The sequence below is a fragment of the Acinetobacter sp. AOR41_HL genome, assembly GCF_027854645.1.
In the GTDB taxonomy this organism is placed as follows: Bacteria; Pseudomonadota; Gammaproteobacteria; order Pseudomonadales; family Moraxellaceae; genus Acinetobacter; species Acinetobacter nosocomialis.
Genome location: NZ_JAKTHZ010000037.1, coordinates 46,221 through 68,040, shown reverse-complemented (window position 1 = coordinate 68,040; position 21,820 = coordinate 46,221). Strand labels below are relative to the sequence as shown.

The following is a 21,820-nucleotide window of genomic DNA, read 5'->3' as shown; positions in this document are numbered from 1 at the left end:
AAACTATAGAATATTTTATAAATATTTTAATTGATAAAATCTTTATTTAAATAATCATCTTAGAGTTTTTTGCGTATTTTAATTTATATACATTTAAAAAGGTTGAAACATAGCATAGGTATAAAAATATTTTAAATCTCTTATCTTAAATTTATCCGTTCAACAAAAGCGGTAGCTACTATAATTTAAATATAGGAAGATATAACTATGGCTAATACTAGATATGAAGATCACGATAACAATAGTTCAGGTACTTCAAATCGTGGATTTGCAAGTATGGATCCTGAAAGAGTAAGAGAAATAGCCAGTAAAGGTGGGCGTGCTGCGCATGCAAGTGGTAATGCACATGAATTTACTTCAGAAGAAGCTCGTGAAGCTGGTCGAGCTGCACACGCTAGTGGTAATGCACATGAATTTACCTCGGAAGAGGCTCGTGAAGCTGGTGCTTTAAGTCATAAGAATGACGATCGCAATGGTCGCGGTCGCAGCCGTTATGACGATGACGAAGATGATGATCGCGGTCGTTCAGGTGGCCGAGGCCGTAGCCGCAGTCGTTATGATGACGACGAAGATGATGTTCGCGGTGGTCGTTCGAGTGGCCGAGGCCGTGGTCGCAGTCGTGATGACGATGACGAAGATGATGATCGCGGTCGCTCAAGTGGCCGAGGCCGTGGTCGTAGCCGTTATGATGACGACGATGAAGATGATGATCGCGGTCGTTCAAGTGGCCGAGGTCGTGGTCGCAGCCGTTATGATGACGACGATGAAGACGATGATCGTGGCCGTTCAGGTGGCCGAGGCCGTGGTCGCAGTCGTCGTGACGATGATGACGAAGATGATGATCGCGGTCGTTCAAGTGGCCGAGGTCGTGGTCGCAGCCGTTATGATGACGACGATGAAGATGATGAACGTGGCCGTTCAGGTGGCCGAGGCCGTGGTCGCAGCCGTCGTGACGATGATGATGAAGATGATGATCGTGGCCGTTCAAGTGGCCGAGGTCGTGGTCGCAGCCGTGATGACGACGATGAAGATGATGATCGTGGCCGTTCAAGTGGCCGAGGTCGTGGTCGCAGCCGTGATGACGACGATGAAGATGATGATCGTGGCCGTTCAGGTGGCCGAGGTCGTGGCCGTAGCCGTTATGATGACGATGACGACGATGATCGCCGTGGTCGTTCAGATGGCCGTGGACAAAACTCTCGTAATCAAAAACGCGATGCTTATGGGCGCTTTACGTCTTAAGCAACCAGTTTTTGAGAATAAAGGAGGCATTATGCCTCCTTTATTTTTTATTATTTTTAAACTTATGAATGAGTAAGAGGGTGTAGGCCTTTTACAATATCTGTAAATTCTGAGCCGTTTATCCAAAAAGATTTCTTTAAAAATAATGTCGTCATAATACTTTCGGCTGCTTCACTTTCCGGATTTTCACAGAAAATTCCATAGCTTTCGCCTAATACCGCATCATTTTCAATAAGACGGATATAGTAGGCATGTTGTTCATTCGCATAACCTAAAACTGCATCACGTTGATTTTTCATTTCGCATGTCTCCATACCAAAAACTGAATCTAACTCATATTTAAGTGTTCAGAATTTCATTGATAAAAATCAAAACAGTCAGTAATAAGGACTATTTAACAATAGGTTTTGATTCTCTTCAAATTACCATTTCCGTTTTAACATCCCTGTTAAAAGCAAAATGGATTAAAATCTGATCATGAAATTTATTGTTATGCAAAAAAAATATTTCGTCAACTTGAAAATGTAACTTTTTCAAGTTACATTGTTTGTGTAGGATTTGAACGGTGAAATGGAGGCGATATGCCAAAGAAGAAAGAATTCGAGCATGGCGGTGCACGAGAAAACGCTGGCCGTAAAGCACAGTTCAATGAACCCACCAAAGTGATTCGTGTTCCAGAATCTCAAGTCAACTTTATCAAAAATTGGTTACTGAATAATGTCAAAACCGATAACCAGACAGATTTCACCTCAAAACTAAAAATACAGCAGGTGCATCCGAACAACGATAAAATTTACCATATCCCTTTGGCGACAGAACGCGTGGCTGCGGGTTTTCCATCGCCAGCACAAGATGATATTGAACAAGCACTCGACTTAAATGAGTACTTAATTAGAAATGAAAATGCCACCTTTATTGTCAAAGCCAATTCGTTGTCCATGTTAGATGCCGGAATTGATATTGATGATCCGCTTATTGTGGACCGTAGTATTCCAGCTAAATCGGGCGATATAGTGATTGCACTTATCGACAATGATTTTACTGTTAAGCGCTTAATGATTGATACTCAATTTCATCCACCTAAAGTCTGGCTAAAAGCAGAAAATCCTGATTATCAAAATATTTATATTGAAGATGGGCAGGAATTGGTCATCTGGGGCGTTGTGACGTATAACCTCAAACGTATGAGATAAATTTTTCTTATATTTTATTATTCATGTTACTGACCTGAAAGGGAGGCCAGTAACTTTTCGTTGAATGACTTTTAAATTTGCCCAATCAATAAACATGTAGCGATAACGACCATCAAACCACCTGAAAAACGGCCGACTAACTGAGCTGCTTGTGGTCTGGTTTTCAAAATGGCCTCTGAACCATAACCCACCATTAAGTAAATTATCGCGCAGCTAATCATGTGGACAACACCAAAGGCAAGAATTTGAGTTGTTACTGACCATGAAGCAGTGGTGTCAATAAATTGAGGAAGCAGCGCTAAAAAAAGTAAAAAAACTTTCGGATTTAAGCCGCTCACATAAACACCTTTAGTTGCCCAGCTCAACCATGACTGAGCCTTTTCAGAACCAGACTGATTTGGAGTAGGAGGGGTAAGTAATAAGTTTATTCCCATCCATAACAAATAAGCAGAACCCGCCACAGTAAGAATCATCAAAGCAGTTGGGTTATTTGCTACAAGCAGACCAACACCAGCCGCTACCAATAAAATCGTAATAAAGTGCCCAAATAGCATACCTGCAACAGCGGGTACGACGACTTTACCCTTAATACCTGCCGAAATGGCATAGGCCCAGTCTGCCCCTGGCGTAATAATAAAAAGAATAGAGACACTCCAAAATGCAATAAAAATGTTAAAAGCCATATGCTTATCTCGGCAAACTATTTTCCAAAGGTTTCGCTCGTGGTTTAGAAAAAATCCCTATTTATGCGAGCTTGTTGAAAATAATATGCTCATGTATTTAGAATGTGCTTTTAAATGTTTGCTCATATCATATGCATTTGGGGTAAATTTTTCTAAATGGATCGCACAGATAAAAAGATTCTTGCTGAATTGCAATTAAATGGCCGATTATCTATCACTGAGTTGGCAGAAAAAGTTGGTTTGAGCATTTCACCTTGTCACAGACGAGTGAAGGCTTTAGAAGAGTCGGGAGCTATCAAAGGCTATCGGGCAGAACTCGACCCGAATTTAGTCGGTTTTGAATTTTCAGCGATTGTTTTTATTACGCTTAAAGAGGGTGATAAACAGGCAGTTGAGAAGTTTGAAAATGCCGTGATTGAGATTCCACAAATTATTCAAGCTCAGCGTTTGTTTGGTGAGCCAGATTATTTGCTACATGTGGTAGCTAAAGATTTACCGGCTTTTCAGCGTTTATACGATGAAAAACTATCTGCTATTCCAAGTGTGCAACGGATCATCTCAACCATTGTGATGAAAGATGTGGTGCCTGAACGTTTATTTCCAATTGGCTAAATCATCAGATGTAAAAAAAGAAGCTTTAAAGCTTCTTTTTTTAATTGGTAAGGGAGTTAAGCATCGAGTGTTTTACACAAAGAACAGATCGTACCGTTATGTTTGTGAGAGAACATAATATCTGGACGCTCATAGCCTTGCTCACATACGCGGCAGTGATAAACAGTTGCTACTGGTGTACCTTCAGCATCGTAACGTGGTTCTTTAACGCCGTCATCGTGTGACTTGATGTAGTATTTTCCTTTGGTTAGTAGGCCCATGATTGGTGTTAATACAAAGGCAAGCACAAGCGCAATAATTGGAGAGTAAGGTGCTAGGAAACTACCCAGTAAGCCGAAGAATGCTGCAATTGATAAGCCTGCTGATACAAGGAACGCAACCATACCAACAGGATTTACGTTGTAGAGCATGTCACGGCGGTATTCCGGTTCTTTTGGTGAAAGTTTTAAAACATATTTGTTGATCGAAATATCTGTTGCAACCACCACAACCCAAGCAATCGCAAAGTTTGAATAGAATCCTAAGATTTTACCTAGTACCGCAAACATGTTGCCTTCCATCAAAGCAAGCGCAATTGCCAAGTTTACGATCACAAAGACAATACGCCCCGGATAATGTTTGCTAATACGAGTGTAGGCACTTGTCCATGCAAGGGAACCAGAGTAAGCATTGGTCACATTAATTTTAATTTGAGAAATAACCACTAAAATCACTGCAAGTGTTAAAGCTGCCCAACCCGGAAGCATGTCATGAAACGCTGCATTAAACTGTTGAACAGGTTCAGTGCTGTTTACGCCCGGTATTTTAGTAAGTAAATAAAAACCTAAAAATGCTCCAATAATTTGTTTGATTGCCCCTAAAATCACCCAACCCGGACCTGCTGAAATAACCGCTGCCCACCATGCTTTGCTATTTTCTTTTGTTTTTGCAGGCATGAAGCGTAGGTAGTCAATTTGTTCACCAATTTGCATGATTAAAGATAAACATATACCCGCACCAAGCATAATCGCTGCCATATCTACAGGAGCAAAACCTTCATGACCTGTAAACGTTGCAAACTGGCTAACCAAGGTAGGTTCTTGGTAAATCAGATAGGCCACAGGACCAATCATTAGAACGAGCCAAAGTGGGGTAGTCCAGACTTGTAATTTACTTAAAGCTTTCATACCGTAAATGACGAGTGGAATGACCATAATGGTTGAGATGAGATAACCAGCCCATAGCGGAATGCCTAAACCGAGTAATAACCCTTGCGCCATGATTGAACCTTCAAGGGCAAAGAAAATAAAGGTGAAACTGGCGAAAATGATACTGGTCAGGACTGAGCCGATATAACCAAAACCTGCGCCGCGGGTAATCAAGTCAAGGTCGATGTTATAGCGAGCTGCGTAGTAGGCTAAAGGAATGCCGGTTAAGAAGATAATAATTGCTGCAAATAAAATGGAGAAAACAGCATTGGTTGTTCCATAAGACATACCAATACTGGCGCCAATAGAAAAGTCAGCAAGATAGGCAATACCACCAAGTGCAGTAATAGCGACAACTTTGGGACTCCAGCGCCGAAAGCTGTGTGGAGCGTAACGTAAAGTATAATCTTCTAAGGTTTCATTCACTGCTTTTTGTGAATCTGTACCTTGCACAGTGTCCAGATTTGGATGTTCAGATACACTCATAACATCAGTCTCCCAATCATTTTCGGTCAATCAACACAAATATTGATCATTGTTTTTTGATGGTTTTGAGTGTGTGATTTTTGGGAAAAATTGAAAATACGTTATTTTGCGTATATGTGCGTATTAGAAAAAATCGCCATGATAAATGACTTTTGGCATAAGGATTGCTGGGTTTAATGCAGCCACATGCCAAACATGAGTGTTATGCCAGATTCTTCACGCCCCCAACAAGCGCCACAACGTGTGATTAAAACACGCCGTGAATATAATATTTGGGTGGCAGATGAAAGTATCGAAGATTATGCGCTCCGCTACGCACCCACCTCAGTACGAAAATGGTCGCCTTGGACGGTAACCAATACCGCAATCTCGACAGTCAGCTTTTTGGCGATGGAAGCCATTGGGGCGACCATGCTTTGGCAATATGGCTTTAGCAATGCGTTATGGGCAGCAGTTGTCGTATGTACCATCATATTTTTGACCAGTTGGCCGATTAGTTATTACGCCGCAAAATATAATGTAGACGTCGATTTGCTTACTCGTGGTGCGGGTTTTGGCTATATTGGCTCGACCATTACGTCTCTGATTTATGCCAGCTTTACCTTTATTCTGCTTGCGTTTGAAGCCGCCATTATGGCGATGGCACTTGAGCTTGCCTTAGGCATTCCGCAAGTTATTGGTTACTTAATTTCTGCATTAGTCATTTTGCCTTTAGTGGTCAAAGGCATTGGTTTTATTAATAAAGTTCAGGCGATCACACAACCAATCTGGCTCTTATTGCTGTTATTACCGTGGTTTTTTGTACTTTGGAAACAACCACAAATTTTAAGTAGTAGTCTGCATTTTGTTGGGGCAGTTTCAAACTCGACCGATTTTAATCTGTATTACTTTGGTGCGGCGTGCACTCTTATTTTTTCATTTGTGATCCAAATTGGTGAGCAAGCCGACTATTTACGTTTCTTACCGCAAAAAGAAAAGAACAGAACCGCATGGCGTTTTGCCGTTTTTTTAGGTGGCCCATCTTGGATTATTTTTGGATTTCTAAAAGTCTTGATGGGCATGCTGCTGATGGTGTTGGCTTTTCAGCTATTTATTCCTGTATCTGAACTAGACAATCCGACTTATCTGTATTGGGTTGCCTATCAACAATTTATTCCAAATCCTCAGCTAGCGTTAATATTGACTCTAGCACTGGTTTGCTTGGCGCAAATTAAAATTAATATGACCAATGCCTACGCTGGTTCATTGGCATGGTCTAACTTTTTTGCCCGTTTAACTCATAGCCATCCGGGACGAATTGTCTGGCTTCTTTTTAACGTGTTTATTGCCATTGTTTTGATGGAAATGGGCATTAGCCATGCGGTTGAACGCATTTTGGGACTATATAGCAATATCGCTTTGGCATGGATTGGTGCCGTTGTCGCCGATTTAATTATCTGTAAGCCTTTAGGCTTAAGCCCGAAAGGAATTGAATTTCGCCGTGCTTATTTATACGACATTAACCCCGTAGGTGTAGGCGCGTTACTCATCGCTTCAGTGTTATCGATGCTGAGTTATTTGGGCTTTTTCGGATTGATGGCGAAAGGCTTGGCGAGTTTTATTGCTTTGGGGAGTGCGGTGTTATGCGTGCCTGTCATTGCTTACTTAACCAAAGGCAAATATTACATTGCACGCCAACCTGAAAAAATTCAGGCAACTTCGGTTGCTAACTGCGTGGTATGTGAACGGGACTATGAACTTGCCGATATGGCGGGCTGCCCAGCTTATAACGGTACGATTTGCTCTCTATGCTGTTCACTTGAAGCACGCTGTCACGATTTATGTAAACCCGATGCACGTTGGTCAGTACAACTCAAAAAAGCCATTTGGCACTATTTACCAGAACGTTGGGCTAGCCGTTTAAATAGCAGGGTCAGTTTGTATTTATTACTGACTCTGGGGTTGTCTATTGTTCTGGCAGTGAGTTTAAGTCTGGTTTATATCCAAGAAAAAACCTATTTGGAAACCATTAATGCTGCAGCCGTTCCGCAGTTATTTACGCTGTTTGTAAAAATCTACACAATTTTATTTCTATTGATGAGTGTTGCTGCGTGGTGGTTAGTTTTAAACGATGAAAGCCGTCGTAATGCTGAAATTGAGACACACCAACAAACAGCATTATTGATTGATGAAATTGCTGCCCATGAAGTCACTTCAAAAGACTTACAAGATGCCAGAATAGCTGCAGAACGGGCAAATGATGCAAAAAGCCGTTATGTCATTGGCATTAGCCACGAACTACGGACACCTCTAAATAGTATTTTGGGCTATAGCCAATTACTTCAAAAACAAGAGCAGCTTTCAGAACAAGGCAAAATGGCGCTCGGGGTGATTAGCCGTAGTGGACAGCATTTAACTTCACTGATTGATGGTTTACTAGATTTAGCACGGATTGAAACGGGTAAAATTTCTTTAAATGTAGTGGATGTCCATTTCCCCAATTTTATTGAACAGATTATTCAAATGTTTCAGCCGCAGTTTGAACAGAAGAATTTACAGTTTGTTTATGAAATTGGAGAGAACCTACCGCACTATGTTCGTACCGACAAAAAACGCTTAGAGCAAGTGCTCATCAATTTGCTGGGCAATGCTTTAAAGTTTACAACGAGCGGCACAATTACTTTGAAAGTCGAGTACCGTTTCCAAACGGCTTATTTTGAAATTAGAGATACGGGCTGTGGTATTGCCGAGGCAGATTTAGAGCGAATATTTAACCCGTTTGAACGGGGCAGCAATGTAGTACAAGGCGGATTTACCGGAACAGGGCTCGGACTACCAATTGTAAAATTATTGGTCGATTTACTCGGCGGGCAGTTATCGGTGACTAGTCAGCTCAATCAGGGTTCACAATTTAAGATTAAGTTTTACTTACCTTCAAAAGAAGTAGTTCATCCAATTTCTAATGTTTACTCCAACCAAATTACGGGTTATCAAGGCGAGCGTAAACGAATTTTGGTTGTCGATAATGAAGCTGTGGACCGAGGTTTAGTTGCTAATTTTCTCAAACCATTAGGGTTTATAATTGAAGAAGCCGAGTCCGGCATTGATTGTTTAAGACGTGTACCTATTTTTCAACCTAATCTTATTTTGATGGATTTAAATATGCCTTTGATGGGCGGGTGGGAAACAGCACGATTATTGCGTCAGAATAATATTACCAATGTGCCGATCTTAATTATTTCCGCCAATGCAGGCGAGCGTGAAGTCAATCCACAAGATGCAGTCTTAAGCGAAGACTTTATGTTAAAACCAATCGACCTGAATTTGTTGCTGAGTAAAATTGGAGACAAATTAGGCTTAGTTTGGATTGATTCCAAATCAGAGACATTCCTTGAAAATGATGAAGTTCAAGCACTTGATGTAAAGGTGTTTAAGCAGGAGCAAGCTGCTGTTCATACATCAATTACACAACCTGAAAATAATGATCTGCTCGATTTACCGCAAAGCTTGCAGCAATTAAATGATTTAATTGGGCAGGGTTATATTCGCGGAATTCAACAGACTTTAATGCAATGTCGTCAAAATTTTCCGGAGCATAACGAGTTATGGGAACAGCTTGAACAGGCTATTCAAAAGTTTGATTTAAAACACGCGCAACGATTGATTCAGGATAAGCAATGAGTACGCAACATGTTTCTTTTCAGCAAGCTTCGCCAAACGAGCAGGCTGTTATTCTGATTGTGGATGATGTGCCGGAAAATTTGGGTTTGTTACATGAAAGTCTGGATCAGGCAGGTTATCGCGTGCTTGTCACAACGGACGGATTAAGTGCAATTGAAATAGCACACCGATGCTTACCGGATATGATTTTACTCGATGGCAATATGCCACATATGGATGGTTTTGAAAGTTGCATACAGCTTAAAGCGAGTCCAATTACGCAGTTTATTCCAGTTATTTTTATGACAGGTTTGTCTGAGACAGAGCATATTGTGCGTGGTTTTCAGGTCGGTGGGGTGGACTATGTAACCAAGCCTCTAAATATTGAAGAAGTATTAGCAAGGGTAAAAACACATTTGGCACATGCCAAACTATTGAAACAACAAAAACAGGTGATTGATGCAACGGAAACAGCCATTCTCGCGCTAGATGTTCACGGTAAAATTGTTTGGAAAACTCAAAAAGCCAGCGATTTACTGAATCAATATTTACCTGAATTAGAGGGTTTTGAGGCAGGCTTAAAAGCTTGGTTTTCAGACTTAGAGCAAGAAAAAGATCCCAAAAAATTAACCAGCTGTTCTTATTCGACACCATCTCAGCAATTACAGCTTTTATTGCTCACGCCGTGGGAGAGTGAGCCAAGTGTGGCTAAAAATTATCTTATCCAGATAAAAACTTCTACACCAGCTTTGGAAATGGCTGATATTTTGAAATATTGCCCACAGTTGACTCAACGGGAGGCAGAAGTCATGCACTGGTTGTTGTTGGGGAAAACCAATAAGGATATTGCAGAAATTTTGGAGCTTAGCCCACGGACGGTGAACAAACATTTAGAGCATGTTTTTGAAAAACTTTGCGTTGAAAACCGAACTGCTGCTGTTGCACACATTAATAGCTTGGTACAAGAGTTTCATTAAGTAAATTGAAGATTGTATTTAAAAAGCATACAGACTCACTGCTAAAAACAGGCTATTTTTTTACAGTTAAATTTGTTCTTATAGATAAAGATTATACAACGTCATTTCTAAATAAATATAAGTGGTAATACGAGGAATTCATTGTGAATATTCAACAAAAAGATGATACAAAACACGGCAGCTTTAGCTTACTTGATGGTGAAACCGTTGCAGGTGAAATGACTTATACATGGGCAGGCGAAAGCATGCTGATTATTGATTCTACAGATGTGAATGAAAATTATCGCGGACAAGGGGTAGGACGCCAATTACTGGACGCTTTGGTAGCTTTTGTTCGTGAAAAAGACGTAAAAGTAATTCCACTTTGCCCATATGCAAAATCAGTTTTTGATAAAGACCCAAGTATTGGTGATGTACTTAGAAAATAAGCAATAGATTAAAAATTATTTAATAAAAATCGGGCGTTGGTGTCCGATTTTTTTATTAGTTTTATTATTCATCTTTGTTTTAGTGAATATGTTTTAAGCAGTTGTCTTCAACTGAGTTAACAGTTTTCGTTTACCAAATCGAATTTATCAAACTTATAGAAAAGCTTATCTAATAAAAATAGTTTTAGACCAATTGGGAAAAAAATAAACTCGTTACACAAATATTTAATGGCTGACGAAAGCTAAATATTTATAACGTTTTAATATTATTTGTTGGAATTTTCCTTGAACTGGCAGTATATCCATAGTGTGTTGCCGCAATTTTTCTCTGCAACTTTGACCACGCTGAAAATTTCAATTATCAGTATTATTTTGGCGATTATTGTAGGGCTGATTTGCAGCATTTTAATCACATATCGCGTGCGGGTACTAAATAGAATTGCCCAGTTCTATATTGAGTTATCTCGAAATACCCCTTTATTAATTCAACTGTTCTTTTTGTATTACGGTTTGCCAAAACTGGGCATCAAAATCGATGGTTTTACTTGCGGTGTAATCGGACTGACCTTTTTAGGCGGAAGCTATATGGCTGAAGCTTTTCGAGCAGGTTTGCAGTCTGTTGTTAAAGGGCAAATTGACTCAGCAAAAAGTATTGGTCTACAACCGATTCAAATTTTTAGATATGTCATTTTCCCTCAAGCACTGGCTATTTCAATTCCGGCAATAGGGGCAAATTGCCTATTTCTAATTAAAGAAAGTTCTGTGGTGAGTGCTATTGCTGTCGTTGAACTGCTTTTTGTCACCAAAGACTTAATTGGCATGGACTATAAAACTACGGAAGCTCTGTTTTTACTCATCATGGCTTATCTGATTATTTTATTGCCCGTGTCTATTTTAACCAGTTATCTGGAGCACAGAAGTCGGAAGGTGAGCCATGGAACTTGATTATCTATTTCAAGCGAGTCACCTCGAACGTTTAATGTGGGGACTTTGGGCAACTGCAAAAATTGCTTTTATTTCGGTGTTTTTCTCTGCAATTTTCGGCACAGTTTTCGGCGTCATTATGACTTCTAAAAACATAGTCGTTAAAGCATTGTGCCGTCTGTATTTAGAGGCGATTCGAATCATTCCAATTTTAGTTTTGCTGTTTGTGTTTTATTTCGGCTTTGCGACATGGTTTAACTGGCAGTTTTCTGCAATGTGGGTGTGCATTGTTGTATTTGTTTTGTGGGGTACGGCTGAAATGGGCGATTTGGTTCGTGCAGCCATTACTTCAATTGACCAGCATCAACGCGATTCGGCTTATGCGCTTGGACTTACTCATGTTCAAGCTTTGGTCTATGTCATTTTCCCGCAAAGTCTAAAACGAGTAACACCAGGCGCGATTAATTTATTTACCCGAATGGTGAAAACCAGCTCTTTGGCAGTCCTGATTGGTGTGGTTGAGGTCATTAAAGTTGGCCAGCAAATTATTGAAAATTCGCTGTTAACCGTGCCGAGTGCTTCTCTTTGGATTTATGGCTTTATTTTTATTTTGTATTTTCTAATTTGCTATCCCTTATCTCGTTTGGCGGCACATTTAGAAAAGGTCTGGGAGTAATTATGCCTTTGTTATCGATACAACAATTACAGAAATCATTTGCACAAAGTCATATTTTACAGGGCATTGATCTGGATGTAGAACAAGGAGAGGTGGTTGTTATTTTAGGTCCATCGGGCTGCGGTAAAAGTACTTTATTGCGCTGTATTAACGGTTTAGAACCGATTCAGGGTGGTGAGATTCGTTTAACTGGTTCAGGCGTGCTCGGTAAAGATGTGGACTGGACTAATGCTCGTCAAAAAATTGGCATGGTTTTTCAAAACTATGAGCTATTTGGGCATATGAACGTCATTGACAATATTTTGCTTGGACCACTCAAAGTACAAAAACGCCACCGTGATGAAGCTGAACAAGTCGCAGATGAATTGCTAAAGCGAGTCGGGCTATATGAGCGAAAACTTGATTATCCACGACAACTTTCTGGTGGACAAAAACAGCGTATCGCTATTGTCCGTTCACTGGTCATGCAACCTCAAGTGATTTTACTTGATGAAATTACCGCTGCGCTTGACCCAGAAATGGTGAGGGAAGTGCTCGATGTAGTACTCAAGTTAGCGAATGAAGGAATGACCATGTTGATTGTGACACATGAGATGTCCTTTGCACGTAAGGTGGCTGACCGCATTATTTTTATGGATAAGGGCAAGATTATTGAACAGGCTTCACCAGAAGAATTTTTTGAACAGCCGAAGACAGAACGAGCGAAAGCCTTTTTAAATATTTTGTCGTACTAAATTTTTATTATTTGAATCATGAGGAAATGAATGTTTAAACGTAATTCAATAAAAATATTAAGCAGTCTTGCTGTTGCTGGGGTGTTATTAACTGCATGTAGTAAAACGCCATCAACTGAACAGGTAATTAATGCTCAAGAAGACCATTCTTTAGAGCAAGTCAAAAAAAATGGGGTTCTACGCGTTGCCGTTTTTGCCGATGATCCGCCGTTTGGTTATGTAGACAGTGCAGGTAATAATCAGGGCTTTGATGTGGCTTTAGCAAAACGGGTGACTAAAGATTTGCTCGGTGATGAAAAGAAAGTTGAGTTTATTGTGACTGAAGCTTCAAATCGGGTGGAGTTTTTAAAATCAAATCGTGCCGATGTGGTATTTGCGACATTTACAGTAACGCCAGAACGTAAGCAAGTTGTCGATTTTGCCGAGCCTTATTTGAAAGGTGCTTTTGGCATTGTCTCACCTAAAGCTAAGCCGATTACCGATATTACCCAGTTAGAAGGTAAGACCTTAATTGTAAATAAAGGCACAAGTTCAGATACCTACTTTACCAAGCATTATCCGAAAGTAAATTTACTCAAGTTTGAAAGAAATTCGGATGCCTTCAAAGCTTTAACCGACGGTCGTGGTGACGCAATTTCACAAGATAGTACATATGCTTTGGCGTGGGCCGCGAAGAATACAAGTTATGTTGCAGGTATTCAGTCTATTGGTGATCAAGAGTTTATTGCACCAGCAGTTAAAAAGGGCAATACCCAATTATTGAATTGGCTCAATACTGAAATTAAGCAGCTAAGAACAAGCGGTGAAATTAAGAAAATTTATGATGAAACCTTGAAGCCAATTTACGGTGACTCGGTCAATCCAAATGTGTTTTTAGATGTAGGCCAATAATTTTCGATATCGCTAGAGCAGTACCTAAAAGTAGGCGCTGCTATTTTTAAATAAGACTTTTACAAAAACGATAGGGTGAAATAATGACAACATTAACATTTCAAAACGTGAAGCATATTTTAGCTGCGTCTTTACTGAGCTTAGGTTTGGTTGCATGTGATAAAGGAACTCAATCTACTGAAAAGGCGGCCGCTGCCACACAAAAGGTGTCGAGTATTGAACAGATTAAAAAGAATGGCGTGGTACGAATTGGTGTATTTAGTGATAAACCGCCGTTTGGATATTTAGATGCTCAAGGTAAAAATCAGGGTTTTGATGTAGAAATTGCTAAGCATGTCGCTAAAGATCTGCTCGGTGATGAAAACAAAGTTGAGTTTGTTTTAACTGAAGCGGCTAACCGTGTCGAATATTTAAAAGCCAATAAAGTAGATATTATTTTTGCAAACTTTACCGTTACACCAGAACGTAAGGAAGTAGTCGATTTTGCTAAGCCTTATTTGAAAGTCGCTTTGGGTGTCGTTTCTCCTAAAAGTAATCCGATTATCGATGTTGCTCAACTGAAAGATAAAACTTTGCTGGTAAACAAAGGTACAACGGCTGATTCATTCTTCACCAAGGCTCATCCTGAGATTAAACTACAAAAGTATGAGCAAAACACTGAAACTTTTGATGCTTTAAAAGATGGTCGTGGTGCTGCGCTTGCACATGATAACTTGCTGGTTTTAGCTTGGGCCAAAGAAAATCCAAATTACACTGTTGGCATTACTAATTTAGGTGAGCAGGACTTAATTGCACCAGCAGTGAAAAAAGGTGATAAAGAGTTATTGGACTGGTTGAATCAAGATTTAGAGAAACTGGCGAAAGAAGGCGTGATTCATCAGGCTTATGAAAAAACCTTAAAACCAGTCTATGGCGATACGATTAATCCAAAAGATTTATTGGTTGAGTAGTTTTACTCACAGCCCCTAATGACTAGGATTTAGATAGTATTTGCTTGAGCTAGGATTCATCTACAGCCTGCCTATAATCTATAAAGATAATGTTTTTGCAATATTTTTCATAGATATAAACAGTGGTCAGGTTCTGTAGATGAGAAAGTTTTTTGGTTACTTTTTTCAAAAAAGTAACAGAATGAGCTGATCGCTTTAGAGATTCAAAGATAGAATTCCATCGTGCTAATTCATTGAATTTATATTACTTTAACTTAAATAACGTCGGCTCTGCTGCTAGTTTATCTGCCAAATATTGAATCAACACACTCAATTTAGGCGGGACATGCCGTGTCGGTGGGTAAAGTAACCACAATCCACCACTATAATAGGTCTTAAAATCCCAGTCTGGTAAAACCTGAACTAAGGTACCTTGTTGTAGCGCATGGCGTGCAACGAAGTACGGCAAGCTCGCAATACCTAAATGCTGTAATGCAGCACTCAAACGCACACCCGTATGGTTTGCTGCATAACGGCCACGCACAGCAACACTTATCGATTTATTCCCCTGTTGAAATTTCCATTTTGAGTCACTGGCTTGCTCACCCAAGTAAATACATTCATGTTGTTTTAAATCATGAGGATGCTTCGGTATGCCATGCTTTGCCAAATACTCAGGTGTGGCACAAACCAAATGATCAATATCAATGAGTTTTCGGCCCATTAGTCCACCTGGTGGTTGCTCTGTAATTCGAAGTGCTAAATCAACTCCATCATCAATGAGGTCGACATAACGATCTTCTAAAAGCATTTGTATATCAATTTTTGGGTAGCGTTCTAAAAATTCGGGTAAATGTGGGTGAATCATAAAATGTCCCACAGCTTTCGGAACACTCATACGAATAACACCTTCTGGCTCGACATGAAATTGCCCAGAACTTTCCATGACTGCTTGTGCCGCATTCACCATGTCTAGACAGCGTTGATAGACCTGTTGTCCACTTTCACTTAAACGAAGTTTCCGTGTAGTTCGATAGAGTAAACGAGTGCCTAAAGCACGTTCTAAACGGGCAATGGCGCGGCTCACAGCAGAAGGTGTTGTACCAAGCTGTCTTGCAGTTTCAGAAAAACTTTCCGACTCGACAACCTTCACGAAAGTCGCCATTTCATTTAACAGAACCAGACTTTGATTTGTGCTCATGAGGCAAAAGTTATTTGGATTTTGACTGGATTATCGCGTTTAAAAAATATCAATACAATCGTTTAAGTGATTTTCAGGAAACTAAATTGTTATGTGGCAGTTGTATGGGCATGAGTTTTTAACGCTAGCTCTTATTCACTTCATGGCGGTGATTTTACCGGGACCAGATTTTGTGATTACGGTAAGGCAAAGTGTACGTTATGGTTATTTGATTGGATGTTTAACCGCAATTGGTATTGGTGTCGGAATTTCAGTGCATGTGTTTTATACACTTGTTGGTATTGGCTTCTTGATTCAACAAAGCGAATGGCTCATGTCACTGATCAGAACAGCGGGGGCGGCTTACTTAGTGTATTTAGGATGGCAGTGTTTACGTAGCCAGCCGAATACCAATATTGAGATTAATGGCCAAGCAGATAGTGACACGCCGAGCTTATTTAAAGCTTTTACAATGGGTTTTCTTACCAATGCGTTAAACCCGAAAGCCACTATCTTTTTTCTGGCAATTTTTACGACGATTGTAAGTACGACCACACCAATGAAAGTTCAGGTCTTTTATGGAATATGGATGTGTCTGGTCAATGCTATTTGGTTTATGGTGGTGAGTGTACTGTTTGCACAGTCTATTGTACGTAAACGGTTTTTGGAGTTCGGGGTTTATTTTGAGCGGATGATGGGAGTGTTGTTGATTGGGATTGCGTTGAGATTGATTTGGGGATTGTTTAATTAAGTTGGTTTTATTTATAAGTGGATGGGTTAGCGCGACGGAGTCTTACCGTTTATACATCATAATAAAGTAGCTAATTCTGTTACTTTTTTTGGAAAAAGTAACCAAAAAACTTTGTCATCTACAGAACCTGTTCACTGTTTTCATTCATCAGGAAATGTTGCAAAAACATTATTTTTATAAATTATGGGCAGGCTGTAGATGACTTTTAGCTCAAGCCGAAGGCTAATCCAGAAATCAAATTTAAAATAATAAGACTCTGCCGTGATAACTACTTTGAGTTGTCCGAACTATTGATGACTCTTAATTCGAGCTAAAATCATCTGCAACCTGCGTGGTATTAAATAGTTTATGTTTCTGCGATATATCGATTAGATATAAGAAGAGGACAGGTTTTGCAGATGAAAATGCTTTTGCTTACTTTGGGCGAAACCAAAGTAAGTCTAGCCGAAGGCTAATTCAGAAATCGAATTTAAAATAATAAGACTCCACTGTGATAGCTATTTTGTCTTATTCCTATATATGAAGTTGAGTTCAAGTAGTTTTAATAAATAATCTATAAAAAAGACCGCTCAAAAGCAGTCTTTTCTAGCCTAAAAATAGATTTAATTACTATTCCTATTACGTGTCAGTTGATGTAACACCGACACCAATAAATCAATTTCTTCCGTCGTATTATAAAAAGCCAAAGACGGACGCACGGTCTGTTCTACACCAAAACGACGTAAAATTGGCTGTGCACAGTGGTGTCCAGAACGTACGGCAATACCATGTTGATTTAAAGCTTTACCGACTTGTTCAGTTGAATAGCCTTGTAAAGTAAAGGACATCACACTTGCTTTATGATGTGCCGTTCCGATCAGGCGTAAATCTGACACACTACTCAGCGCATTTTGACCATATTCGAGTAGATCATGTTCATAGCGAGCAATGTTATGAATGCCTAGACTTTCGACATATTCAAGTGCAGCACCTAAACCAACAGCATCAGCAATGTTGCCAGTTCCAGCTTCAAACTTGTTTGGTGCAGGTTGGTAAACTACCTGTTCGAAGGTCACATCCTGAATCATGTTACCGCCACCTTCCCAAACAGGCATGCTTTCTAGTAACTCTGGTTTGGCATAGACCGCGCCAATACCTGTTGGTCCAAACACTTTATGTCCAGAAAACACAAAAAAGTCTGCATCAAGAGCTTGAACATCGGTAGGAATATGCGAAACAGATTGAGCACCATCAACTAAAACGCGTACACCTTTGGCATGTGCAATTTTAATCACTTCAGCAACAGGTGTGACTGTGCCTAAAGCATTCGAAACCTGAGTAATCGACAGCAGTTTAGTGCGCTCATTAATCAGTTTTGGCAACTCTTCTAAAATAATCTGGCCCGTGTCATCCACAGGAATGACTCTTAATTTCGCTCCAGTTTTTTTAGTGAGTTGATACCAAGGCACAATATTGGCATGGTGTTCTAAGTGAGAAACGATAATTTCATCACCTTCACCAATATTTTGCTCACCCCATGTTTTTGCAATCAGGTTAATGCCTTCGGTTGTTCCTCGAACAAAGATAATTTCTTTAGAAGAGGGTGCACCAATAAATCGGGCAACTACATTTCTTGCATGTTCATAGGCATCTGTTGCACGAGCCGCTAACTCATGGGCACCACGGTGAATATTTGAGTTTTCATGCTGATAAAAATAAGCAATCCGATCAATCACGCGCTGCGGTTTTTGTGTAGTGGCTGCATTATCAAACCAGACCAAAGGTCGACCGTTGACGCGTTCCTGTAAAATAGGAAAATCGCGACGTATGGCATGCACATCGAGAGGTTGAGCACTACTTGCTACAAAAATGGGTTGTGATGGTTGATAGTGACTATAACTTTGTCCACTTTGAGGCAAGTCTAAAAAATAAAATGCAGAGCTTGCTGAACTTTGGGTAGGTGTGTTCGTTGCAAAACGATCTTCCATCAGTAATGACTTGAGCTGGTCACCATGTGGCAATTGAAAAGACTGTGCAACCGAATAATTATCCTCAACACCTTTAACAGATGGTTCTATTGCATTCGGAGCAGAAAAATCATTTAAAAAATAATAAGGTGATTCATCTGCACCAGTGGGTAAGTTTGGTTCAATGCGTGGCACATTTGGTTCACTATGAGCAGCTTGTGGCAAATGTGGTTCAAATGGTGGGCGTGGCAAATTAGCTCCACCAACCACAGGCGCAGACGCTACAATTCGACGTTCAGGGTAGTCTGGCAAATTTGGAATATGCTCAGGATATTCCGGATTGAGACTTTTCTGAAAGGCGATATTGGGCGCACGACCACTGAGTGCAGAAAATGGTTCACCCGGTTGCGGTGGGTGAGGTGGCGCTCCGACAGGTAAGTCCAAGTTAAGGCCCGATGAAGAAGTCGAACTGCTTGAGCTTGGCACTGCTGAAAAAAACTCATTAGCAAGTCGAGCAATGGTGGACTCATCAGGGAAGTTGGCTGGTGGGTTAATACCAGTCACTTCAGGCCCCGTTGGACTACCTTGCAGATTACTTGTAGTTAACTGGGTAGTCATGATATTTGTCCACCTCCACATCATCTAACACTGCCAAAGCATCGTCTGTTAATACTGCAAGTGAGCAATATAATGAGATTAGATACGACGCAATCGCGTTACGGTTAATTCCCATAAAGCGTACTGAAAGCCCCGGTGACTGTTCACCCGCAAGACCCGGTTGGAACAAACCAACAATCCCTTGACGCTTTTCACCAACACGAAGTAGCAAGATTTTAGTTTTACCATCTTCTACAGGAATTTTATTTGATGGAATGAGTGGAATACCGCGCCATGTAATAAACTGCGAACCAAATAAGCTAACCGTTGGAGGTGGCACACCACGGCGTGTACATTCACGGCCAAATGCTGCAATCGCGTCCGGGTGTGCTAGGAAAAAACCCGGTTCTTTCCAGACTTTACGTAATAAGTCATCAAGATCATCGGGGGTAGGTGGGCCATTTAAGGTCGAAATACGTTGGTCATCTGTCACACTAGCCAATAAACCGTATTCAGGGTTATTGATCAGCTCACTTTCTTGACGTTCTTTAATGGTTTCAATGGTTAAACGGAGCTGTTCTTTAATTTGGTCGTGTGGGCTGCTGTAAAGGTCAGCAACACGTGTATGTACATCTAAAACAGTAGATACACCATTTAAAAAGTATTCACGTGGTTCTGGATCATAATCGACGAAAGTCTGAGGCAAAGTGGCTTCATCACGTTGTGTACAAGCCACCTGAATATCATCGGTATTATTGACACGGTTTAGGCGATAAATACCTGCTTCAACGGGAATCCATTGAAGTAAGTGAGTCAGCCAGCGGGGAGTAATTGTAGAAAGTTGGGGAGCTGTCTTGGTTGCATTGGCCAGTTGACGGGCCGCATGGTCCCCAAGTGCAAGTTGGGCTTTGTCTGTATTTTTCGCCATGAATCATTTTTCCTTATTACATTGGCTTTTTGAAAATAAAAATTCTAGGATGCATATAAACTAGAATTAGTTCTGGTTTTAAAATTAAAATCGCGTTATAAATTTTTTAATTACTGAGCTTATTAATGAGTTATCTATTTTCTAAATAGAAATATATTTAAACTAGAAATAAGCATTTTATTAATCTGCACGTTTCTTTTTTATTTGTCTCCTTATCTATTTATTTCACATCTATAGTTTTTAACTGGCAATATGATTTTTTTGATAAGACTCATTCGGTGACTGTAAAATCTGACTACCTGCTGCAACACTATGGGTAAGCCAGACATTTCCCCCAATAATGGACCCTCGACCAATCGTAATACGGCCTAAAATAGTGGCACCTGCATAAATCACGACATCATCTTCAACAATTGGATGGCGTATATAGTCTTTTTTCAAAGCACCATCATCATTGGTTTCAAAGCGTTTTGCTCCAAGGGTCACGGCCTGATAAATACGAACGCGCTCCCCAATCACACAAGTCTCGCCAATCACCACACCTGTACCATGATCAATGAAAAATCCTTTACCGATTTGTGCACCCGGATGAATATCAATACCTGTTGCAGAGTGGGCCAACTCCGAAATAATGCGTGACAATAAAGGCACTTGAGCATAGAGCTGATGCGCAATTCGGTGATAAATAATTGCAAATATGCCCGGATAGCAGAGTAGTACCTCATCTACACTATGTGCTGCTGGATCACCTTCATAAGCCGCCCGTACATCACCATCTAAAAGGCGCCGTATAGAGGGCAAAGTATTGGCAAAATCCTGCACAATAGTTTGGGCAAGTTCTTGTGGTTGCTGGTCTGGGCTTGAATGGCCCAAATGACGTTTTGCTTCATAATTCAAAGCCAGTTGTACTTGCGCATGTAAGGCTGTGAGTACCCGATTTAAAGTATAGGCAATATAAGAATCTTCAGTTTCTTGGCGTAAGTCGGCAGGGCCTAAACGCATTGGAAATAAAATGCCGCACAGGTCATCTAAAATGGCCTTTAAAGCTTCTTTAGATGGAAGTTCACGGCCCCCAAATTCTTTTGTTCTGTGCTGTTGCTGACGCCAGTCATGCCTTGCTTGTTGTAAACCTTGTACAACCGCATTAATGTTCCATTGAGTCACAAGCTTTCCTTGATTCACTGAAAATTGAGTAGAGTATTAGTCTTGTTGCCAAGGAAGTTGGTGGATGCGCCAGCCATTTTTCTGATTACGCTGTTGCTGATCATTTAGATCACCTTCGAAGCCTTCAAGAACGTTATAAATGTGCTCAAAACCTGCATTAAATGCGGCTTCGGCAGCTTGTGCTGAACGGTTGCCGCTACGACATAACAAAAGAATAGTTTTGTCTTTGCCAACTTTTGATTCGAGTTCTTTTAAAAAGCGTGGATTACGGTTAAACGATGTGCCTGTTGCCCAAGCAACATGAACACTTTCAGGGACATAACCCACAAATTTACGTTCTTCATTGGTACGCACATCAACTAAAACAGCTTCTCCTTGTTGCACGAGTTGCCATGCGTCAATAGGTGATAAACTGCCACTAAAATTTAGTTCGTGTTCTTGTGCATATTGCTGTGCTTTAGCAAGGATGTCTTCGGCTGAAAAGGATGTATTTGAACCATTTGAGATAAAACTTTGTGGAGCCTCTGTATTTAATTTAGCGTTCATTGAATATATCCTTATCTTTGATTCAGATTGTTAAGGTTCAATTTACGCGGTTTTAAATATAAGCAAAAATAAGGAATATCTATTTATATATATTATTTTGATAAATA

Annotated in this window: 21 protein-coding genes; 12 read left to right on the top strand and 9 right to left on the bottom strand. The window is 40.3% G+C overall.

The genetic code is table 11. The features are described 5' to 3' along the window. The first annotated feature begins 207 nt into the window (after positions 1–207). The gene (locus MKL35_RS14415) at positions 208–1,242 is read left to right on the top strand and encodes a KGG domain-containing protein (RefSeq protein ID WP_270913946.1); all 1,035 of its coding nucleotides are present in this window, start codon (positions 208–210) and stop codon (positions 1,240–1,242) included. Positions 1,243–1,304: 62 nt separating this feature from the next. Here MKL35_RS14415 and MKL35_RS14410 read toward each other — a convergent pair whose 3' ends face one another. Further along, entirely contained in the window at positions 1,305–1,541 is a 237-nt protein-coding gene (locus MKL35_RS14410) for a hypothetical protein (protein ID WP_004709372.1), read from the bottom strand. Between the two features lie 282 nt (positions 1,542–1,823). Between MKL35_RS14410 and MKL35_RS14405 the strand changes: the two genes are divergently transcribed. Further along, a complete protein-coding gene (locus MKL35_RS14405) occupies positions 1,824–2,435 on the top strand; it encodes a LexA family protein (RefSeq protein ID WP_002048408.1) in 612 nt (203 codons plus the stop codon). A 71-nt stretch (positions 2,436–2,506) separates the two neighbouring features. On the opposite strand, the gene MKL35_RS14400 is transcribed toward MKL35_RS14405, so the two are convergent. Then, positions 2,507–3,118 carry a LysE family translocator gene (locus MKL35_RS14400; protein ID WP_002048382.1) on the bottom strand — a complete coding sequence of 204 codons (612 nt, stop codon included), beginning with the start codon at positions 3,116–3,118 and terminating at the stop codon, positions 2,507–2,509. 156 nt (positions 3,119–3,274) lie between these two features. Between MKL35_RS14400 and MKL35_RS14395 the strand changes: the two genes are divergently transcribed. Continuing rightward, positions 3,275–3,730 carry an Lrp/AsnC family transcriptional regulator gene (locus MKL35_RS14395; protein WP_004709367.1) on the top strand — a complete coding sequence of 152 codons (456 nt, stop codon included), beginning with the start codon at positions 3,275–3,277 and terminating at the stop codon, positions 3,728–3,730. 56 nt (positions 3,731–3,786) lie between these two features. Here MKL35_RS14395 and MKL35_RS14390 read toward each other — a convergent pair whose 3' ends face one another. Then, positions 3,787–5,403 (bottom strand): purine-cytosine permease family protein, encoded by a 1,617-nt coding sequence (locus MKL35_RS14390; RefSeq protein WP_004709366.1) that lies wholly within the window; start codon positions 5,401–5,403, stop codon positions 3,787–3,789. A 195-nt stretch (positions 5,404–5,598) separates the two neighbouring features. On the opposite strand from MKL35_RS14390, the gene MKL35_RS14385 reads away from it, so the two are divergent. The 3 genes from MKL35_RS14385 to MKL35_RS14375 all read left to right on the top strand — a co-directional run bounded on the left by MKL35_RS14385 (position 5,599) and on the right by MKL35_RS14375 (position 10,447). Continuing rightward, a complete protein-coding gene (locus MKL35_RS14385; RefSeq protein ID WP_032011848.1) occupies positions 5,599–9,063 on the top strand; it encodes a hybrid sensor histidine kinase/response regulator in 3,465 nt (1,154 codons plus the stop codon). Beyond that, the gene (locus MKL35_RS14380) at positions 9,060–10,019 is read left to right on the top strand and encodes a response regulator transcription factor (protein ID WP_032011849.1); all 960 of its coding nucleotides are present in this window, start codon (positions 9,060–9,062) and stop codon (positions 10,017–10,019) included. Before MKL35_RS14385 ends, MKL35_RS14380 begins: the two co-directional genes overlap by 4 nt. Positions 10,020–10,162: 143 nt before the next feature. Next, positions 10,163–10,447: a GNAT family N-acetyltransferase gene (locus tag MKL35_RS14375; RefSeq protein WP_017392947.1), complete on the top strand. Its 285-nt coding sequence runs from the start codon at positions 10,163–10,165 to the stop codon at positions 10,445–10,447. A 116-nt stretch (positions 10,448–10,563) separates the two neighbouring features. On the opposite strand, the gene MKL35_RS14370 is transcribed toward MKL35_RS14375, so the two are convergent. After that, a complete protein-coding gene (locus MKL35_RS14370; RefSeq protein ID WP_081404484.1) occupies positions 10,564–10,668 on the bottom strand; it encodes a hypothetical protein in 105 nt (34 codons plus the stop codon). Positions 10,669–10,732: 64 nt separating this feature from the next. Here MKL35_RS14370 and MKL35_RS14365 point away from each other — a divergent pair, with 64 nt between their 5' ends. The 5 genes from MKL35_RS14365 (at position 10,733) to MKL35_RS14345 (ending at position 14,622) form a co-directional block, all read left to right on the top strand. Beyond that, positions 10,733–11,392 carry an amino acid ABC transporter permease gene (locus MKL35_RS14365; RefSeq protein ID WP_032011850.1) on the top strand — a complete coding sequence of 220 codons (660 nt, stop codon included), beginning with the start codon at positions 10,733–10,735 and terminating at the stop codon, positions 11,390–11,392. Further along, positions 11,382–12,047, top strand: coding sequence for an amino acid ABC transporter permease (locus MKL35_RS14360; protein WP_000418065.1), 666 nt, complete (start codon positions 11,382–11,384; stop codon positions 12,045–12,047). The genes MKL35_RS14365 and MKL35_RS14360 overlap by 11 nt, the downstream gene beginning before the upstream one ends. A 2-nt stretch (positions 12,048–12,049) precedes the next feature. Continuing rightward, on the top strand, positions 12,050–12,781 hold the full coding sequence (locus tag MKL35_RS14355; RefSeq protein WP_001130362.1) for an amino acid ABC transporter ATP-binding protein: 732 nt from the start codon (positions 12,050–12,052) through the stop codon (positions 12,779–12,781). Between the two features lie 30 nt (positions 12,782–12,811). Beyond that, the gene (locus tag MKL35_RS14350) at positions 12,812–13,672 is read left to right on the top strand and encodes a transporter substrate-binding domain-containing protein (RefSeq protein ID WP_032011851.1); all 861 of its coding nucleotides are present in this window, start codon (positions 12,812–12,814) and stop codon (positions 13,670–13,672) included. A gap of 83 nt (positions 13,673–13,755) precedes the next feature. Beyond that, positions 13,756–14,622, top strand: a complete 867-nt coding sequence (locus MKL35_RS14345; RefSeq protein WP_270913939.1) for a cysteine ABC transporter substrate-binding protein — start codon at positions 13,756–13,758, stop codon at positions 14,620–14,622. A gap of 244 nt (positions 14,623–14,866) precedes the next feature. Here the strand turns inward: MKL35_RS14345 and MKL35_RS14335 are convergent, their stop codons facing one another. Next, positions 14,867–15,802 (bottom strand): LysR family transcriptional regulator, encoded by a 936-nt coding sequence (locus tag MKL35_RS14335; RefSeq protein WP_032011853.1) that lies wholly within the window; start codon positions 15,800–15,802, stop codon positions 14,867–14,869. A 91-nt stretch (positions 15,803–15,893) separates the two neighbouring features. On the opposite strand from MKL35_RS14335, the gene MKL35_RS14330 reads away from it, so the two are divergent. Continuing rightward, on the top strand, positions 15,894–16,532 hold the full coding sequence (locus tag MKL35_RS14330) for a LysE family translocator (RefSeq protein WP_032011854.1): 639 nt from the start codon (positions 15,894–15,896) through the stop codon (positions 16,530–16,532). A 602-nt stretch (positions 16,533–17,134) separates the two neighbouring features. Here MKL35_RS14330 and MKL35_RS14320 read toward each other — a convergent pair. The 4 genes from MKL35_RS14320 to MKL35_RS14305 form a co-directional block, all read right to left on the bottom strand. Continuing rightward, on the bottom strand, positions 17,135–19,096 hold the full coding sequence (locus MKL35_RS14320; RefSeq protein WP_032011855.1) for a family 2A encapsulin nanocompartment cargo protein cysteine desulfurase: 1,962 nt from the start codon (positions 19,094–19,096) through the stop codon (positions 17,135–17,137). Next, a complete protein-coding gene (locus tag MKL35_RS14315) occupies positions 19,071–20,003 on the bottom strand; it encodes a family 2A encapsulin nanocompartment shell protein (protein ID WP_001107594.1) in 933 nt (310 codons plus the stop codon). Before MKL35_RS14315 ends, MKL35_RS14320 begins: the two co-directional genes overlap by 26 nt. Before the next feature lie 240 nt (positions 20,004–20,243). Beyond that, a complete protein-coding gene (gene epsC, locus MKL35_RS14310; protein ID WP_081404485.1) occupies positions 20,244–21,185 on the bottom strand; it encodes a serine O-acetyltransferase EpsC in 942 nt (313 codons plus the stop codon). Between the two features lie 18 nt (positions 21,186–21,203). Further along, positions 21,204–21,713 carry a rhodanese-like domain-containing protein gene (locus MKL35_RS14305; protein WP_032011857.1) on the bottom strand — a complete coding sequence of 170 codons (510 nt, stop codon included), beginning with the start codon at positions 21,711–21,713 and terminating at the stop codon, positions 21,204–21,206. Positions 21,714–21,820: the final 107 nt, after the last annotated feature.

Coding starts and splice junctions, on each gene's coding strand:
- MKL35_RS14415 (WP_270913946.1), top strand. CDS start 208: ATGGCTAATACTAGATATGAAGATCACGATAACAATAGTTCAGGTACT.
- MKL35_RS14410 (WP_004709372.1), bottom strand. CDS start 1,541: ATGAAAAATCAACGTGATGCAGTTTTAGGTTATGCGAATGAACAACAT.
- MKL35_RS14405 (WP_002048408.1), top strand. CDS start 1,824: ATGCCAAAGAAGAAAGAATTCGAGCATGGCGGTGCACGAGAAAACGCT.
- MKL35_RS14400 (WP_002048382.1), bottom strand. CDS start 3,118: ATGGCTTTTAACATTTTTATTGCATTTTGGAGTGTCTCTATTCTTTTT.
- MKL35_RS14395 (WP_004709367.1), top strand. CDS start 3,275: ATGGATCGCACAGATAAAAAGATTCTTGCTGAATTGCAATTAAATGGC.
- MKL35_RS14390 (WP_004709366.1), bottom strand. CDS start 5,403: ATGAGTGTATCTGAACATCCAAATCTGGACACTGTGCAAGGTACAGAT.
- MKL35_RS14385 (WP_032011848.1), top strand. CDS start 5,599: ATGAGTGTTATGCCAGATTCTTCACGCCCCCAACAAGCGCCACAACGT.
- MKL35_RS14380 (WP_032011849.1), top strand. CDS start 9,060: ATGAGTACGCAACATGTTTCTTTTCAGCAAGCTTCGCCAAACGAGCAG.
- MKL35_RS14360 (WP_000418065.1), top strand. CDS start 11,382: ATGGAACTTGATTATCTATTTCAAGCGAGTCACCTCGAACGTTTAATG.
- MKL35_RS14355 (WP_001130362.1), top strand. CDS start 12,050: ATGCCTTTGTTATCGATACAACAATTACAGAAATCATTTGCACAAAGT.
- MKL35_RS14350 (WP_032011851.1), top strand. CDS start 12,812: ATGTTTAAACGTAATTCAATAAAAATATTAAGCAGTCTTGCTGTTGCT.
- MKL35_RS14345 (WP_270913939.1), top strand. CDS start 13,756: ATGACAACATTAACATTTCAAAACGTGAAGCATATTTTAGCTGCGTCT.
- MKL35_RS14335 (WP_032011853.1), bottom strand. CDS start 15,802: ATGAGCACAAATCAAAGTCTGGTTCTGTTAAATGAAATGGCGACTTTC.
- MKL35_RS14330 (WP_032011854.1), top strand. CDS start 15,894: ATGTGGCAGTTGTATGGGCATGAGTTTTTAACGCTAGCTCTTATTCAC.
- MKL35_RS14320 (WP_032011855.1), bottom strand. CDS start 19,096: ATGACTACCCAGTTAACTACAAGTAATCTGCAAGGTAGTCCAACGGGG.
- MKL35_RS14315 (WP_001107594.1), bottom strand. CDS start 20,003: ATGGCGAAAAATACAGACAAAGCCCAACTTGCACTTGGGGACCATGCG.
- MKL35_RS14305 (WP_032011857.1), bottom strand. CDS start 21,713: ATGAACGCTAAATTAAATACAGAGGCTCCACAAAGTTTTATCTCAAAT.